This window comes from Salipiger sp. PrR003, assembly GCF_010500785.1.
Taxonomy (GTDB): Bacteria; Pseudomonadota; Alphaproteobacteria; order Rhodobacterales; family Rhodobacteraceae; genus Salipiger; species Salipiger pacificus_A.
In genome coordinates this window covers 110,928-126,547 of record NZ_JAAGOV010000065.1, presented here as the reverse complement: position 1 = coordinate 126,547, position 15,620 = coordinate 110,928, and the positions used below count along the sequence as shown (strand labels likewise).

General features: G+C 65.5%; 16 protein-coding genes. 5 read left to right on the top strand and 11 right to left on the bottom strand.

Translation table 11 applies throughout. The features are described 5' to 3' along the window. Positions 1 to 200: 200 nt before the first annotated feature. A complete protein-coding gene (locus G0D83_RS23045) occupies positions 201 to 863 on the top strand; it encodes a YafY family protein (RefSeq protein ID WP_164196955.1) in 663 nt (220 codons plus the stop codon). 6 nt (positions 864 to 869) lie between these two features. Here G0D83_RS23045 and G0D83_RS23040 read toward each other — a convergent pair whose 3' ends face one another. The 3 genes from G0D83_RS23040 to G0D83_RS23030 form a co-directional block, all read right to left on the bottom strand. Further along, positions 870 to 1,337, bottom strand: coding sequence for an SRPBCC family protein (locus tag G0D83_RS23040; protein WP_164196954.1), 468 nt, complete (start codon positions 1,335 to 1,337; stop codon positions 870 to 872). A 249-nt stretch (positions 1,338 to 1,586) separates the two neighbouring features. Next, on the bottom strand, positions 1,587 to 2,159 hold the full coding sequence (locus G0D83_RS23035) for a YceI family protein (RefSeq protein WP_108967640.1): 573 nt from the start codon (positions 2,157 to 2,159) through the stop codon (positions 1,587 to 1,589). A 305-nt stretch (positions 2,160 to 2,464) separates the two neighbouring features. Beyond that, positions 2,465 to 2,683: a hypothetical protein gene (locus G0D83_RS23030; protein WP_108965750.1), complete on the bottom strand. Its 219-nt coding sequence runs from the start codon at positions 2,681 to 2,683 to the stop codon at positions 2,465 to 2,467. 305 nt (positions 2,684 to 2,988) lie between these two features. Here G0D83_RS23030 and rpsF point away from each other — a divergent pair, with 305 nt between their 5' ends. Genes rpsF through rplI form a run of 3 tightly spaced genes read left to right on the top strand, consistent with a single transcriptional unit; the run spans position 2,989 to position 4,220 of the window. Further along, a complete protein-coding gene (gene rpsF / locus G0D83_RS23025) occupies positions 2,989 to 3,351 on the top strand; it encodes a 30S ribosomal protein S6 (RefSeq protein WP_108965751.1) in 363 nt (120 codons plus the stop codon). Positions 3,352 to 3,374: 23 nt separating this feature from the next. Then, positions 3,375 to 3,602, top strand: coding sequence for a 30S ribosomal protein S18 (rpsR, locus tag G0D83_RS23020; RefSeq protein WP_089844216.1), 228 nt, complete (start codon positions 3,375 to 3,377; stop codon positions 3,600 to 3,602). Between the two features lie 12 nt (positions 3,603 to 3,614). Continuing rightward, positions 3,615 to 4,220, top strand: coding sequence for a 50S ribosomal protein L9 (rplI, locus tag G0D83_RS23015; protein WP_108965753.1), 606 nt, complete (start codon positions 3,615 to 3,617; stop codon positions 4,218 to 4,220). A gap of 84 nt (positions 4,221 to 4,304) precedes the next feature. Here the strand turns inward: rplI and G0D83_RS23010 are convergent, their stop codons facing one another. From G0D83_RS23010 to G0D83_RS22990, 5 genes are all read right to left on the bottom strand, one after another. Next, positions 4,305 to 4,988: a DUF2270 domain-containing protein gene (locus G0D83_RS23010; protein WP_164196953.1), complete on the bottom strand. Its 684-nt coding sequence runs from the start codon at positions 4,986 to 4,988 to the stop codon at positions 4,305 to 4,307. Between the two features lie 155 nt (positions 4,989 to 5,143). Continuing rightward, on the bottom strand, positions 5,144 to 6,475 hold the full coding sequence (gene tig / locus G0D83_RS23005) for a trigger factor (RefSeq protein ID WP_164196952.1): 1,332 nt from the start codon (positions 6,473 to 6,475) through the stop codon (positions 5,144 to 5,146). A 268-nt stretch (positions 6,476 to 6,743) separates the two neighbouring features. Then, positions 6,744 to 8,177 (bottom strand): NAD(P)(+) transhydrogenase (Re/Si-specific) subunit beta, encoded by a 1,434-nt coding sequence (locus G0D83_RS23000; RefSeq protein ID WP_164196951.1) that lies wholly within the window; start codon positions 8,175 to 8,177, stop codon positions 6,744 to 6,746. A 15-nt stretch (positions 8,178 to 8,192) separates the two neighbouring features. Then, complete coding sequence (locus G0D83_RS22995) at positions 8,193 to 9,770, bottom strand: Re/Si-specific NAD(P)(+) transhydrogenase subunit alpha (RefSeq protein WP_164196950.1); 1,578 nt, start codon at positions 9,768 to 9,770, stop codon at positions 8,193 to 8,195. A 136-nt stretch (positions 9,771 to 9,906) separates the two neighbouring features. Further along, the gene (locus G0D83_RS22990; protein WP_164196949.1) at positions 9,907 to 10,359 is read right to left on the bottom strand and encodes an isoprenylcysteine carboxylmethyltransferase family protein; all 453 of its coding nucleotides are present in this window, start codon (positions 10,357 to 10,359) and stop codon (positions 9,907 to 9,909) included. Between the two features lie 253 nt (positions 10,360 to 10,612). On the opposite strand from G0D83_RS22990, the gene kynU reads away from it, so the two are divergent. After that, positions 10,613 to 11,821 (top strand): kynureninase, encoded by a 1,209-nt coding sequence (kynU, locus tag G0D83_RS22985; protein WP_255455519.1) that lies wholly within the window; start codon positions 10,613 to 10,615, stop codon positions 11,819 to 11,821. On the opposite strand, the gene G0D83_RS22980 is transcribed toward kynU, so the two are convergent. The 3 genes from G0D83_RS22980 to G0D83_RS22970 all read right to left on the bottom strand — a co-directional run bounded on the left by G0D83_RS22980 (position 11,822) and on the right by G0D83_RS22970 (position 15,385). Further along, a complete protein-coding gene (locus tag G0D83_RS22980) occupies positions 11,822 to 12,607 on the bottom strand; it encodes a gamma-glutamyl-gamma-aminobutyrate hydrolase family protein (RefSeq protein WP_164196948.1) in 786 nt (261 codons plus the stop codon). It lies immediately after the preceding gene. Positions 12,608 to 12,672: 65 nt separating this feature from the next. Continuing rightward, on the bottom strand, positions 12,673 to 13,101 hold the full coding sequence (locus G0D83_RS22975) for a heme-binding protein (RefSeq protein ID WP_108965765.1): 429 nt from the start codon (positions 13,099 to 13,101) through the stop codon (positions 12,673 to 12,675). A gap of 130 nt (positions 13,102 to 13,231) precedes the next feature. After that, positions 13,232 to 15,385 carry a malate synthase G gene (locus G0D83_RS22970; protein WP_164196947.1) on the bottom strand — a complete coding sequence of 718 codons (2,154 nt, stop codon included), beginning with the start codon at positions 15,383 to 15,385 and terminating at the stop codon, positions 13,232 to 13,234. Positions 15,386 to 15,620 lie beyond the last annotated feature (235 nt).

Below are 15,620 nucleotides of genomic sequence, written 5' to 3'. Positions count from 1 at the left end.
TCTGTTCCCGGGTTGTAGGATCCTTCCCGGCGGCGCGGAAGGCGCAAAGCCCGGCTGCCTCCCCCGTCGGAGGGGGTTTTCTTTCCGCTTTATGACAGTATTCTGTCAGGTGACAATAATATGTCAGTTGGGGCGCTGCCGCGCTCCGCCGCTTGCGCGAATCGACCCGCCCTGGATGCCCTGCCCCCGGAACGCCACAGATGAAGAAGTCCGACCGCCTCTACACGCTGATGACCCGCCTCAAGGATGGAGCGCTGCACACTGCCGAGGCGCTGGCCGAGGAACTGGGCGTCTCGGTGCGCACCATTTACCGCGACATGGACACGCTGGCGGCCTCTGGCGTGCCGATCGAGGGCGAGCGCGGGCGCGGCTACACCGCCCGCGCCGCCTTCACCCTGGCGCCGCTGAACCTGAGCGAGCTGGAACTGGAGGCGCTGCACCTTGGCCTCGCCGCCGTCGGACAGGGCGGCATGGCCGACCTCGCCGAAGCCGCCGAGGCGCTCTCGGCCCGGATCGACGCTCTGCTGCCCGAGGATGGCACCACGGGCGGCGCCTTCGGTTTTGCCACCTACCCCTTTCGCGAGGCCGCCGAGGGATTCCGCTTCATGCCCGACTTCCGCGCCGCCATCCGCGCCCGGCAGAAGCTGCGGGTCACGCTCAAGGATCGCGCCGGCCCGCAGGACCTGCGCCCATTGCACATGGATTACTGGGGCCGCATCTGGACCTGCATCACCTGGAACGAGACCGCGCGCGGCTTTGAAACGCTCCGCATCGACCAGGTGACCGGCGTGACACCCCTGCCCGGGCTTTTCGTCGATGAGCCGGGCAAGAGCCTTGCCGACTTCCGCGCCGGACGCGGCTGAGCGCGCTCAGCGCAGGGTCTTGGCGTAGGCCTCGAGCTGGGTCGCCACGGCGCCCCAGCCGTCGTGGAAGCCCATCTGCTCATGCGTCTGGCGCGACTCCGCGCTGCGATGGCGGGCGGTCGCGGTGTAGAGCGTGCCGCCCTTGCCGTTGTCCTCGAAGTCGATGATGGCGGTCATGAAAGGATCGGGCGCCGGCTTCCAGCCCTCGGAATAGCTGTCGGTGAAGACCAGGCGGCGGTTCGGCACCACCTCGAGCCAGACCCCGGTGTTCTGCATCTCATTCCCCTCGACCTCGAAGGTCGTGTTGAAGCGCCCGCCGACCTTTAGGTCGATATCGCAGAAGGTGACCTTATGTGGTTTCGGCACGAAGAAGTGCTTGATGTGCTCGGGGGTGGTCCAGCACGCGAAGAGCACCTCGGGGCGCGCGTCAATGTCGCGGCTGAAGGTCAGGTCTGTCTCGGGGTCGAGGGTCATCGGGGTCGCTCCTTTCTGCCCGGTTCTCCGGGCGTGGCGTCGAAGGGCGGTTGGCACCGCCCACCCCGAGTAGAGCGCAGGCCGCGCCGCTTTGACAATCACCCGTTCGCGCGCCTGCAGCTTTGCAGGGCTGCCCATAGAAAAACCAACCCCCGAAGCCATGGGCTCCGGGGGGCACTGGTAAAGCTCTTGACGCGTCTACTCGTTACCAAAGACACCCTGTCCCCGCGGGGACAGGGTCAAACGGCCTTACTCGGCCTTCATCGCCTCGATCGAGATCTCCACCTCGACCTCGTCGCTGACGTAGGGCGCGAACATGCCGAGGTTGTAGTCCGAGCGGATCAGCGTGGTGGTGGCGTGGAAGCCGAGCCAGGGCTTGCCTTCCATCGGGTGTTCGCCCGCCTGGGTCAGGACCGCGTCGAGCACGACCTCCTTGGTCACGCCGTTGAGGGTCAGATCGCCGGTGATCAGGCCGGTGTCATCGCCGGTCACTTCGATGGACTTCGAGGTGAAGGAGACGGTCTTGTCGTCCGAGGCGCCGAAGAAATCGTCGCTCATGAAGTGCTCGTAGCGGCCTTCCCAGCCGGTAAGCATGGTGGTCACGTCCCATGAGGTGGTGACGCTGGACGCGGCCGGGTCTTCGGCGTCGTACTGGATCTCACCCTCGAAGCCGCCGAACATGCCATAGCCGGTCGAGAAGCCGAGGTGGTTGTAGGAGAAGACAATCTGCGTGTGGCTTGCGTCGAAGACATAGGTCTCGGGGGCGGCAAAGGCTGCGATCGGGGCGAGCGCGACGGCGCCGGCGAGAAGTAGGGATTTCATATCGGATATCTCCGGGAGGATTGCGTTGCGATGCCCGACCATGTCGTCATTCGCCGCGCCGCGGCAATCCGGCCTGCGTCCACAGGGTCTGTGGAAAATCGAACAGTTGTCGGCGCGCCCCCGCGCACAGGTCGGACCGGGGCTCGAGCCGGCACCCTCTCCGGCCACACGAGAACAGCCCCGCGAGAGCCAAGCCGCGAAACCCCAAGAAGGCCCGGGATACCCCGAGCCCTTCCCGTCCGCCGATCCTCGCTTTTGATCTATCCGCCTATCGGTCCAGATACCGGCCCGACGAAATCCGCGTCCTAGCGCCGGTCGGCACAGAGCAGAACGGCACTCACCCCGGTGAGCAGCAACGTCAGCGAGAGCAGCAGCCGCCCAAGGGAGAGCCCCTGCTCCGCCTCGGGCACCAGCCACAGCGCGAAGGCCGAAAGCGCCAGGGCAAATCCCACGAACTGGCCGCCGAGGCGAAGCAGATGGGCCGTGGCCTCCCGTTCGGGGTTATGAAAACTGCCAAGGGACATCCTGCCCGCCTCCTTCACTCGTCACGCCGTACGCCCCCAGAACTGACGCCCAATCGCGACAGCATTGGGGCAATTCCGCGAAGCTATGCCGGCGTTTTTCAGCACTGCCGCAAGGTTATCCGGCCGAACTCTTGAGAAACCATTAATCAACCTGTCCGCCCCCGATGGAGGCTTGTATCCCCGGGCTGAGCGTGTATAGAGCACCATCCCTCTGCAAGATGATGTGAACCGCGCAGACTCTCGTGGGCAGGAGCGGAGTGGATTGCCTGCCCTATGAAATGCGCCCGGATAGAAATGGAGCACACATGCCGCTTTATGAGCATGTTTTCATTGCGCGTCAGGACCTTTCCAACGCGCAGGCTGAAGGTCTCGTCGAACATTTCGGCACCGTCCTCTCGGACAACGGCGGCAAGGTCGTCGAATCCGAGTACTGGGGCGTGAAGACCATGGCCTACAAGATCAACAAGAACCGCAAAGGCCACTACGCCTTCCTCAAGACCGATGCCCCCGCATCGGCCGTGCAGGAAATGGAGCGTCTGATGCGCCTGCATGACGACGTCATGCGCGTTCTGACCATCAAGGTCGATGAGCATGCCGAGGGCCCCTCGGTGCAGATGCAGAAGCGCGACGAGCGCGAGGGCCGCGGCGACCGCCGTCCCCGTAACTGATCTGAACGAGAGGAGCTAAAACCATGGCTGCAAAACCGTTTTTCCGCCGCCGCAAGGTCTGCCCCTTCTCGGGCGACAATGCACCCAAGATCGACTACAAGGACACCCGTCTGCTGCAGCGCTACATCTCTGAGCGCGGCAAGATCGTCCCGTCCCGCATCACCGCAGTGTCGGCAAAGAAGCAGCGTGAACTGGCCCGTGCCATCAAGCGCGCCCGCTTCCTCGCCCTGCTGCCCTACGTCGTGAAATAAGGAGAGAGACCCATGCAAGTCATTCTTCTGGAGCGCGTGGCCAAGCTCGGCCAGATGGGCGATGTCGTCGACGTCAAACCCGGCTATGCACGCAACTACCTGCTGCTGCAGGGCAAGGCGCTGACCGCCTCGAAAGAGAACATCGCCTCCTTCGAAGCGCAGAAAGCCCAGCTCGAGGCGCGCAACCTCGAGACCAAGCAAGAAGCCGAAGCGCTTGGCGCGAAGCTCGACGGCCAGCAGTTCGTCGTGATTCGCCAGGCGTCGGACGGCGGCAACCTCTACGGCTCGGTCACCACCCGTGACGCCGCAGACGTCGCCACCGCCGAAGGCTTCTCGCTGGACCGCAAGCAGGTGGTCATCCGCCAGCCGATCAAGGAACTCGGCGTGCACGAAGTCGAGGTGCACCTGCACCCCGAGGTGATGGTCACCATAAACCTCAACGTCGCACGTTCGCCCGAAGAGGCAGAGCTCCAGGCATCGGGCAAGTCGATCCAGGAACTGGCCGCCGAGGAAGAGGCCCAGGCCGAATTCGAGATCTCGGAACTCTTCGACGAACTCGGCAGCGCCGCGTCGGACGAGGACGAAGCCGCTCCGGCGTCGGACGACGAAGAGGCCTGATCCGCTTTCGGATCGCCGCTTGAAACATGGAAAGCCGCGCCGGTCCCCCCGGCGCGGCTTTTTCTTTGCCCGGAATTGGCGCGCTCAGCCCATGCTGGTCTTGTCGTGACGCATTCCGGCGCGGCGCATGTCGTCGCGCCAGCTCCAGAGCGCCGCAGCGCCCCAGACCAGACAGTAGAGCAGCCTCGCAGCCAGTACGAAGCCACCGTGGATGGGCCCCACCGAGGCACGCGCCACGAAGTCCCCGGCCGAGGTCAGCGGCTCGGGATGGACCAGCAGCTTGCCGATGTAGGCGATGCTCTGGATCAGCAGAATCCACACGTAGTTGCGCCTTATCCGTCGGCCGATCGCAACGCTGACCGAGACATGGTAGCGCGGCTTCCAGTAGTCCTGCGCCAGCACCTCCTGCCATCCCTCCTCCATGTGCAGATCGCCATCGTGCAGCATGGGCGCGAAGAAGTGGGTCTCCATCCAGCGGCAGCGGGCGCGCCAGACGTTGAAGTAGCGGTAGCGCCGCGCCTCGAGCATCAGGAAAAAGAGGATCAGGATGCCGACGAGGATCAGTGGCAGCGGCGAGGCGGCGGGCGAGCTGTAGGAGATCGAGAGCGCGATGCCGAGCGTGACCACCGCCCAGTTCGTCGTTGTGTCAAGCCGGGTGCGCCAGATCGTCGAGCGGTAAACCTCGCCGCGATAGAGATGCGCCAGCGCGCCGATCTCCGCCGCATCCAGCACCTTGCGGCGCGCATCACCAGCGTGCGTTGACTTCATCGGGCGCCCTCCCTGACCGCAGGATCACATGCAAGCGCGCGATCCGGCAAGGAAATTCCCCGCCGCAGATGCAGCCTGTTCGCCCGGCGGCATGCCGCGCATGCAAAAGGGCCGCCCCGGAGGGCGGCCCTTCGTTCCGGCGCTGAGGCGCGGAATTACTCTTCGTCGAGCGCTTCGACGGCCTTCATGAGGTCGTCCTTGGAGACCTCTTTCTCGGTCACGGTCGCGCCTTCGGCAATGTGGTCGATGACCTTGTCTTCGAAGATCGGCGCGCGCAGCTGCTGCTGCATCTGGGCGTTCTGGCGCACGAAGTCGAAGAAGGCACGTTCTTGGCCCGGGTACTGACGCGCCTGCATCATGATCGCCTGGGTCATTTCCTGATCGGTCACCTCGATCTCGGCTTTCTGGCCGATCTCGGCGAGCAGCAGGCCAAGGCGCACACGGCGCTCGGCGAGCTTGTTGTGCTCGTCGGTGGGTTCGATCTCGCCGTGGTCGTGGCCGTGATCGTCCGGGTGCTCTTCGTGGTAGAGCTGGTGCGCGATCTGCTTGGCTTCGGCTTCAACGAGGCTCGGCGGCAGGTCGAAGGAGACCTGCTCGTCCAGGGCGTCGAGCATGGCGCGCTTCAGCACCTGGCGCGAGGCACCGGCGTATTCGGCTTCGAGACGCTCGCGGATCTGGCCCTTCAGCGCTTCGAGGTCCTCGGCACCGAACTTCTTGGCCAGCTCGTCATCGATCTCGGCGGCAACCGGCTCTTTCACGGCCTTAACGGTCACGTCGAAGACGGCAGCCTTGCCGGCGAGGTGCTCTGCACCGTACTCCTCGGGGAAGGAAACCTCGACGGCCTTCTCTTCCTCGGCTTTCAGGCCGACCAGCTGCTCTTCGAAGCCGGGGATGAAGGAGTTCGAGCCCAGCACCAGCGGGTAGTCCTCGGCGGAACCGCCTTCGAAGGCCTCACCGTCGACCTTGCCGACGAAGTCGATGACCACCTGGTCGCCGTCTTTCGCCTTGGAGCCCTTGCGGCGGTCCTTGAAGTCCTGCGCGTTCTCGGCGAGCTGCGCCAGCGCCTCGTCGACGGCGGCGTCATCTGCCTTCACCACGAGCCTCTCGAGCGACAGTTTCGACGCGTCGATTTCCGGAACTTCCGGCAGCTTCTCGTAGCTCATCTCGACGGTGACGTCGTCGCCTTCTTTCCAGTCGTCGTTGGTCATCTTGACCTGCGGCTGGAGCGCCGGACGGTCGCCGGTCTTCTCGAAGTGCTCGTTCATCGCACCGTCGATGGCTTCCTGCATGCTTTCGCCCAGCACGCGCTGACCGAACTGCTTCTTCAGCAGCGGCATGGGGACCTTGCCCTTGCGGAAGCCCTTCATCTCGATTTCCGGCTGCGCCTCGACGAGCTTTTCGTTCACCTTCGCATCGAGCTCTTCCGCGGTGAGGATGAGTTCGTAGGCGCGCTTCAGACCTTCGTTCAGCGTCTCGTTGACCTGCATGCCAATTCCCTTGTGGTCGTGATACGGGGGCACGGACTCCGGCCCACCGCGAAATTCGAATTTGCGGTCTTCTATGCGTCCCGGAGGGTCCATGCAAGGCGGAAACGCTCTGTATGACAGGCCAAGGCGCCGCGAAGCGGGTAAACCTTCGATTTCGCGAAAAAGCCGCGGGCCGGCGGCGCGGCGCCCTGCCCCGATGCCGCGCCGCGGCAACGCAAAGGGCCCCGCCATCGCTGACGGGGCCCCCTGTCTCAGGCGATCAAACGGGTCAGCTGATCTTGTTCAGCAGCTCGCCGATCGACTGTTTCGCGTCACCGTAGTACATCCGCGTGTTGTCCTTGTAGAACAGCGGGTTCTCGATGCCCGAGTAGCCGGTGCCCTGACCGCGCTTCGACACGAAGACCTGCTTGGCCTTCCACACTTCCAGCACCGGCATGCCGGCGATGGGCGAGTTCGGGTCTTCCTGCGCCGCGGGGTTCACGATGTCGTTCGAGCCGATGACGATGACAACGTCGGTCTCGGGGAAGTCCTCGTTGATCTCGTCCATTTCGAGAACGATGTCATAAGGCACCTTCGCCTCGGCCAGCAGAACGTTCATGTGGCCCGGCAGGCGGCCTGCAACGGGGTGGATGGCGAAACGCACCTCCTTGCCCTTGGCACGCAGCTTGCGGGTGAGTTCCGCGACGTTCTGCTGCGCCTGCGCCACGGCCATGCCGTAGCCCGGCACGATGATGACGCTGTCGGCTTCCTCGAGCGCCGAGGCCACGCCGTCGACGTCGATCGACACCTGCTCGCCCTCGACCTCCATCGCGGGCCCCGAGGTGCCGCCGAAGCCGCCCAGGATCACCGACACGAAGGAGCGGTTCATCGCCTTGCACATGATGTACGACAGGATCGCACCCGAGGAGCCCACCAGCGCGCCGACGACGATCAGCAGATCGTTCGACAGCGAGAAGCCGATGGCCGCCGCGGCCCAGCCCGAGTAGCTGTTCAGCATCGAGACCACCACCGGCATGTCGGCGCCGCCGATGCCCATGATCAGGTGGTAGCCGATGAAGAGCGCGCAGAGCGTCATGATCAGCACGGGGAAGAGCCCGCCGGTGTTCATGTACCAGATCAGGCAGATCACCGAGAGCGCCGCGGCGCCCGCGTTGAGCAGATGCCCGCCCGGCAGCTTCTCGGCCTTGGAGGTCACCTTGCCGGCCAGCTTGCCATAGGCGATCACCGAGCCGGTGAAGGTCACCGCACCGATGAAGATGCCGAGGAACAGCTCGACCTGCAGGATGCTCAACTCGACCGGCGTCTTGTGTGCGACCAGTTCGGCGAAGGTGCCGTGCACCGCCTCACCGGCGGCACGCGCCTTTTCGACCGTGCGCATGGTGAGATGCGCGTTGAAGCCGACGAAGACCGCCGCGAGGCCGACGAGCGAGTGCATTGCGGCCACCAACTGCGGCATCTCGGTCATCTCGACCTTCTTGGCCACATAGGTGCCGATGATGCCACCCGCCGCGATCAGGATGACCGACAGCAGCCACAGGCCCGAGCCCGGGCCGATCAGCGTGGCAAAGACCGCAAGGCCCATGCCGACGATGCCGTACCACACGGCGCGCTTGGCGCTTTCCTGCCCCGAGAGGCCACCCAGCGACAGGATGAACAGAACGGCCGCGACCACATAGGCCGCCGTCGTGAATCCGAATTCCATAGTCCCCACCTCTCCTTACGATTTCTGGAACATGGCGAGCATGCGCCGTGTCACGAGGAAGCCGCCGAAGATGTTGATCCCGGCCATGAAGACCGAGAGCGCGGCAAGGATAATCACCAGCCAGTTGCCCGAGCCGATCTGCATCAGGGCACCAAGAATGATGATCGAGGAGATGGCGTTGGTGACGGCCATCAGCGGGGTGTGCAGCGAATGCGAGACGTTCCAGATCACCTGGAAGCCGACGAAGACCGAGAGCACGAAAACGATGAAGTGCTGCATGAAGCTGGCGGGAGCAACGAGGCCCACGGCGAGCAGCAGCACCGCACCGACGGTCAGCAGGGTGACCTGCTGCTTGGTCTGCGCCTTGAAGGCGGCCACTTCCTGCGCGCGCTTCTGTTCCGGCGTCAGCTCGGGCGCCTTTTCCTTCGGCTTCTGCGCCGCGATCGCCTTGGTCTTCGGCGGCGGCGGCGGGAAGGTGACGTCCTTGGCGTGCGCGATGGTCGCGCCGCGGATCACGTCGTCTTCCATGTTGTGCACGACGGTGCCGTCGGTCTTGCCGGGCGTCAGGTCGGACATCATGTGCCGGATGTTGGTGGCGTAGAGCGTCGAGCTCTGCGTCGCCATGCGGCTGGGGAAGTCGGTGTAGCCGATGATGGTCACGCCGTTGTCGGTGACGATCTTCTCGTCCATCACCGTCAGCTTGCAGTTGCCACCGCGTTCGGCCGCGAGGTCAACGATCACCGAGCCGGGCTTCATCGCCTTGACCATGTCCTCTGTCCACAGTTCCGGGGCTTCCCGGTTGGGGATCAGGGCGGTGGTGATGACGATGTCCATCTCAGGCGCAAGTTCACGGAACTTGGCGAGCTGGGCTTCGCGGAACTCGGGGCTGGAGACCGAGGCATAGCCGCCCGACGCAGAGCCGTCGGCCTGCTCTTCCTCGAAGTCGAGGTAGACGAATTCGGCGCCCATGCTCTCGACCTGCTCGGCCACTTCGGGCCGCACGTCGAAGGCGTAGGTGATCGCGCCGAGCGAGGTCGAGGTGCCGATGGCCGCAAGACCGGCCACGCCTGCGCCGACGATCAGCACCTTGGCGGGCGGCACCTTGCCGGCGGCGGTCACCTGACCGGTGAAGAAGCGGCCGAAGTTGTTGCCCGCCTCGATCACCGCGCGGTAGCCGGCGATATTGGCCATGGACGACAGGGCGTCCATCTTCTGCGCGCGGCTGATGCGCGGGACCATGTCCATCGCGATCACGCTGGCGCCCACATCGGCGGCCTGCTTCATCAGTGCCTCGTTCGAGGCAGGATAGAAGAACGAGATCAGCAGTTTCTCGGGCGTCAGATGCGCCACTTCCTCTTCGCTCGGCGGGCGGACCTTGGCGACGATATCCGCCTGCGCCCAAAGGGCGGCGGCATCCTGAACCACGGTCACGCCAGCGGCCTCATAGGCCGCGTCGGCAAAGCCTGCCTTCGCGCCGGCGCCTGACTGGATCAGGCAATCATATCCCAGCTTCTGCAGTTGCAGCGCCGAGTCCGGGGTCATGGCGACGCGCGCCTCTCCCTCGAAAATCTCTGTCGGCGTTCCGATCTTCACTTAGTTCGTCCCCCTTTTAGGCCGAGTGTCCGACCCTTCCTGGTGTCTTGGTTGCTGTTCGGTTGACGTATGGTCTACCCGCGCGGTGCCATGCTCACAACCGGAACGATCCGGTTAAACACATGGCGAAGAAAATTCAAAGCCACCTTCTGGTTTGTGTCTCATACTTGTGGAATTCCGCAACAAAATTTCGTCGCAAACGCGCCTCCTCGGGCTCGATGAAGCGCTTTTCGAGCAGCCAGACGTAAATCGGCAGCAGCACAAGCGATGGCACCGCGTCCCAGAAGAGGAGGAAGCCGGCCAGAATCATCACGTCTCCCAGATAGATAGGATTGCGCGACAGGCGGAACACGCCCGAGGTGACAAGCCGCTCCGGCTCCTGGTGCGGCATGAAGGTAGTTCGGGCGCGCCGCAGGTCCAGCAGCGCCAGCAGCGACAGCAGCACGCCGCCCCCGACCAGCAGCCCGCCCAGCAGGTCGGCCCAAACCGGGCCGAAGCCAAGCCCCAACGGCAGCAGGCTCTTTTGCACCCAGGCGAGGCAGAGGCAGCCCAGAAGCCAGAGCGGCGGCAGATCGACTTTCCTGAGCATCCCGTCTCGCCTCCTGTGCCCGCGCTGGTGTGTCTGCGCTTGTCCAACGCGCGGTTCCAATAGAGCTTTTCGATGTCTAGCGCGGTGTTGCCGCGACGTCGCGCAGGCGATATGCCGCAGCCCGATCTTGCCTCCCCGGCAAATCCCGGCCACTTTCCCCGCCAACACTCAAGGGGCCGCAGGAGGCACCGCGCGGACACCCGGGGCTCCGGGCCCGCTGCGCAGACCGGCCCCGCATTGCAGGAGGCGCATCTTGACCACCCCCACAGGCTCCATCTTCGACTGGACCAAGGAGCAGTTCCACCTACCGCTCGGGATGATCTATCTCGACGGCAATTCGCTGGGGCCGCTGCCCAAGGCGACCCCGGCCCGCATCCAGAAGATGCTCACCGAGGAATGGGGCGAGCACCTCATCACCGGATGGAACGCCTGCAGCTGGATGGAGATGCCGACCCGGCTTGGCGACCGAATCGGCCGACTGATCGGGGCGGAGACCGGCCACACGGTGGTCGGCGACACGCTCTCGATCAAGGTCTTCCAGGCGCTGGCCGCCGCCGTTGCGCTGAACCCCGGGCGCAAGGTGATCCTGTCCGACACCGGCAACTTCCCGTCGGACCTCTACATGGCCGAGGGGCTGATCGAGCTGCTGGGCGAGGACTACGAGCTGCGCCTCGCCGAGCCACATCGGCTGGAAGAGGAAATCACCGAGGAGGTCGCCGTGCTCTTGGTGACCGAGGTCGACTACCGCACCGGCCGCCGCCACGATGTCGCCGCGCTCACCGCCAAGGCACACGAGATGGGCGCGCTGGCGATCTGGGATCTGGCGCATTCGGCCGGCGCCGTGCCGGTCGACGTGGCGGGCGGCAAGGCTGACTTCGCCGTCGGCTGCACCTACAAGTACCTCAACGCCGGCCCTGGTGCGCCCGCCTTCATCTACGTCGCCCCGCGCCACGCCGAACACGCCGAGCCGGCGCTCTCGGGCTGGCTCGGCCATGACACGCCCTTCGCCTTCGAGCGCAGCTACCGCCCCGCCCCCGGCATCGAGCGGATGCGCGTCGGCACCCCGCCGGTGATGCAGATGGCGGCGCTCGACGCGGCGCTCGACGTCTGGGACAGGCTCGACATGGACGAGGTCCGCAAGCGCTCGCTGGCGCTGACCGGGCTGATGATCGAGGAGGTTGAAACCCACTGCCCGGGCCTGAAACTGGCCACCCCGCGCGACAACGACATGCGCGGAAGCCAGGTCAGCTTCCGCTTCGAGCATGGCTACGCGGCGATGCAGGCGCTGATCGACCAGGGCGTGATCGGCGACTTCCGCGCCCCCGACATCATGCGCTTCGGCATCACCCCGCTCTACATCGGCGAGGACGAGGTGCGCGAGGCGGTCGAAATCCTCGCCCGCATCCTGCGCGGCGCGCTCTGGGACCAGCCCAAGTACCAGCAGCGCAAGCGGGTCACCTGATCAGGCAGACGCCACCCGGGGGGCCTGGTGCCCCTCGGCCCGGCCGGCCCAGGCGCGCACCGCATCGCCGAAGGCGGTGAACAGCGGCCGCGAGACCGGATCGTTGGCGGCATCCCACTCGGGGTGCCATTGCACCGCCATGGTGAAGCCCGGCGCGCCCTTCACGTAGAGCGCCTCGGGGGTGCCGTCGGGGGCGTGTCCCTCGATCTCGATGCGCGCGCCGGGGCGGTTGATGCCCTGCCCGTGCAGCGTGTTGGTCATCACCTCGGTGGCACCGAAGAGCTTGTGGAACCGCCCGCCCTCGCTCAAACTCACCTTGTGGCGCAGGGCGAACTTCTCCTCGAGCGTGCCATCGGGGGGCATCCGGTGGTTCATCCGCCCCGGCAGGTCGCGGATCTCGGGGTAGAGCGTTCCGCCCATCGCCACGTTGACCTCCTGAAAGCCGCGGCAGATGCCGAGGAACGGCTGGCCCCGCTCGACACAGGCGCGCACCAGCGGCAGCACGATGGCGTCGCGGGCGCGGTCGAAGGCGCCATGCGCCTCGGTCGCCTCCTCGCCGTATTCCTCGGGGTGCACGTTGGGCCGCCCGCCGGTGAGCAGGAAGCCGTCGCAGGTCTCCATCAACTCCTCGACCGAGACGAACCGCGGATCCGCCGCGACCAGCAATGGCAGGCAGCCCGAGACGCAGGACACCGCTTCGGTGTTCATCACCCCGCCCGCATGGGCGGGATAGGTCTCGTTGATCAGGTGCTGATTGCCGATGATACCGACGACGGGGCGGGTCATCTCCATGCCTCTCCTTGCCTGTTTCGGTCAAACATAAGGCACGGAGAGGCGCTTAGAAAGATGGCTCAGATGAGTGCCGTCAGCCCCACCGCCTCGATGCCCGCTTTTGCGGCAGCCGCATCATTGTCCGAGCTGTCGCCGGTGACACCCACCGCGCCCAGAGTGCGGCCCTTGGAATCCTTGACCAATACGCCGCCCGGCACCGGGATCAGCTTGCCGCCGAACGCGCCGTTGGCGGCGGCGATGAAATAGGCCTGGCTTTCGGCCCGCGCCATCTGCGCCGAACCGGGCATCCCCAGCATCACCGCGCCATAGGCCTTGCCGAAGGCGATCTCGAAGCGCCCCGGCGAGGCGCCGTCCTGCCGCTCGAAGGCCTGCACGTGGCCGCCCTCGTCCAATACAACCACCGACAGCGGCGCCATGCCCGCCTCTTTCCCGGCCTCGAGCGCCTTGCGGATGATCGTCCGCGCCCGGCTCAGCGAAATTCCAGCCATCTTCTCTCTCCCTGTCTTCCGGCAGACGTGCCGCGTCCGCCCTGTCTTCTAGGTGACGATATCCTCGGGGACCCGCGAGAGGGCAGACCGCCCCCTCGCGCTGGCGCACATCACAGGCGCCATGCCCTGATCAGCCCGCCTTCAGCTCCAGCCGGCGCTTGTGCAGCACCGGCTCGGTGTAGCCCGAGGGCTGTACCCGGCCTTCGAAGACCAGGTCGCAGGCGGCCTTGTAGGCCACGGAGTCGAACCCCGGCGCCATCGGGATATAGGCCGCATCCCCGGCGTTCTGACGGTCCACCACGGCGGCCATCTTCTCCATAACGCCGCGCACTTCGTCGGTGGAAACCACGCCGTGGTGCAGCCAGTTCGCCAGATGCTGCGAGGAGATGCGGCAGGTGGCGCGGTCCTCCATCAGCCCGACGTCGTGGATGTCCGGTACCTTGGAGCAGCCGACACCCTGGTCGACCCAACGCACCACGTAGCCAAGGATGCCCTGCGCGTTGTTCTCGATCTCCTCGCGGATCTCCTCGTCCGACCAGTTCGCCCCGGCGGCGACCGGGATGGTCAGCAGGTCCTCGAGCGTGCCGCGCGGACCGCCCGCGGCGATCTCGGCCTGGCGGGCAAGCACGTCGACCTGATGGTAGTGCAGCGCGTGCAGCGTGGCGGCGGTGGGCGACGGCACCCAGGCGCAATTGGCCCCCGCCTTGGGATGGCCGATCTTCGCCTCGAGCATGGCCTCCATCAGGTCGGGCATGGCCCACATGCCCTTGCCGATCTGGGCCTTTCCGCGCAGCCCGCAGGCGAGACCGATATCGACATTGCGATCCTCGTAGGCGGCGATCCACTTGGTGCCCTTGATGTCGCCCTTGCGCAGCATCGGGCCCGCTTCCATCGCGGTGTGCATCTCGTCGCCGGTGCGGTCGAGGAAGCCGGTGTTGATGAAGGCGACGCGGTTCTTCGCGGCGCGGATGCACTCCTTGAGGTTGGCCGAGGTGCGGCGCTCCTCGTCCATGATCCCGAGCTTCACGGTGTATTGCGGCAGGCCGAGCGATGTTTCGACGAAGCTGAAGATCTCATCGGCGAAAGCCACTTCTTCCGGCCCGTGCATCTTCGGCTTCACCACGTAGACCGAGCCTTCGATCGAGTTGCGCGGACCGCTGTCCTTGGCCAGATCGTGCTTGGCGATGAGCGTGGTGATCATCGCGTCCATCAGCCCCTCGAAGATCTCCGAACCGTCCTTGAGCAGGATCGCCGGGTTGGTCATCAGGTGACCGACGTTGCGCACCAGCATGAGGGCGCGGCCCTTCAGCACCAGCTCCGAGCCGTCCGGCGCGGTGTAGCTGCGGTCTGCGTTGAGCGTGCGGGTGACCTGTTTGCCGCCCTTCTCGAAGGTGTCCGACAGGTCGCCCTTCATCAGGCCGAGCCAGTTGGTATAGGCCAGCGTCTTGTCTTCACCATCGACGCAGGCGACCGAGTCCTCGCAGTCCATGATCGCCGAGACCGCGGATTCCATCAGCACGTCCGCCAGCCCCGCGGCGTCGTCCTTGCCGATGAAATGGGTGCGGTCGATGATCAGTTCGACGTGCAGCGCGTTGTTGACCAGCAGCACTGCTTCCGGGGAGGCCACCTCGCCACGGTAGCCGGCGAATTGCTCGGGCTTGGCAAGCGGCTTGCCCCCCACCAGCAGCGCGCCGCCCTCGACGGCGTAGCCCGCCGCCTCGGCGTGGCTGCCGCCCGCGACCGGGAAGTTCTCGTCGAGGAAGGCCTTGGCCTTGGCGACGACCTCCTTGCCCCGCGCCGCATCGAAACCACCCTTCGGCGGCAGCGAGCCCATGGCGTCGGTGCCGTAGAAGGCATCATAGAGCGAGCCCCAGCGCGCGTTGGCGGCGTTGAGCGCATAGCGCGCGTTGGTGATCGGCACCACCAGCTGCGGGCCGGGCACTGAGGCGAACTCGGGATCGGTGTTCTCGGTCTCGATATCGAAGTCCGGCCCCTCGGGCAGCAGGTAGCCGATCTCCTCGAGGAAGGCGGTGTAGCTCGGCAGGTCGGGCACCCCGGGGTTGGCCTTGTGCCAGGCGTCGATCTGCGACTGCAGATCGTCGCGCTTTGCCAGCAGCGCCGCGTTGCGCGGGCCAAAATCATGCGCCAGCTGCGACAGCGCCGCCCAGAAGGCATCCGCCTCGACGCCGGAGCCCGGCAGGGCCTTTTCCTCGACGAATGTGCAGAGCACCGGGTCGATCTGCAGGCCCTGGCGATCGATGCGGGCGGACGTGCTGGCAGTCATGGGAACTCCTCCTTCGGAATCTTGGTCATGTCACGTTTAGGAAACAAGTTTCCGATAGGCAACAAGGGTGGTCAAAAATTCTAACCAAAATACGCAGCTCACCCTTCGGTGGGCCAGACCTCGGCCCCCCACCATGCCTCCGGTGCCCATTTCTCTGGGTGCAAAGGATAGGCAAGGGCCGGCGCAACCGCCAAGTCCAATACGGAAATCACCGGGCGCCAGAAAATGAAAAGGG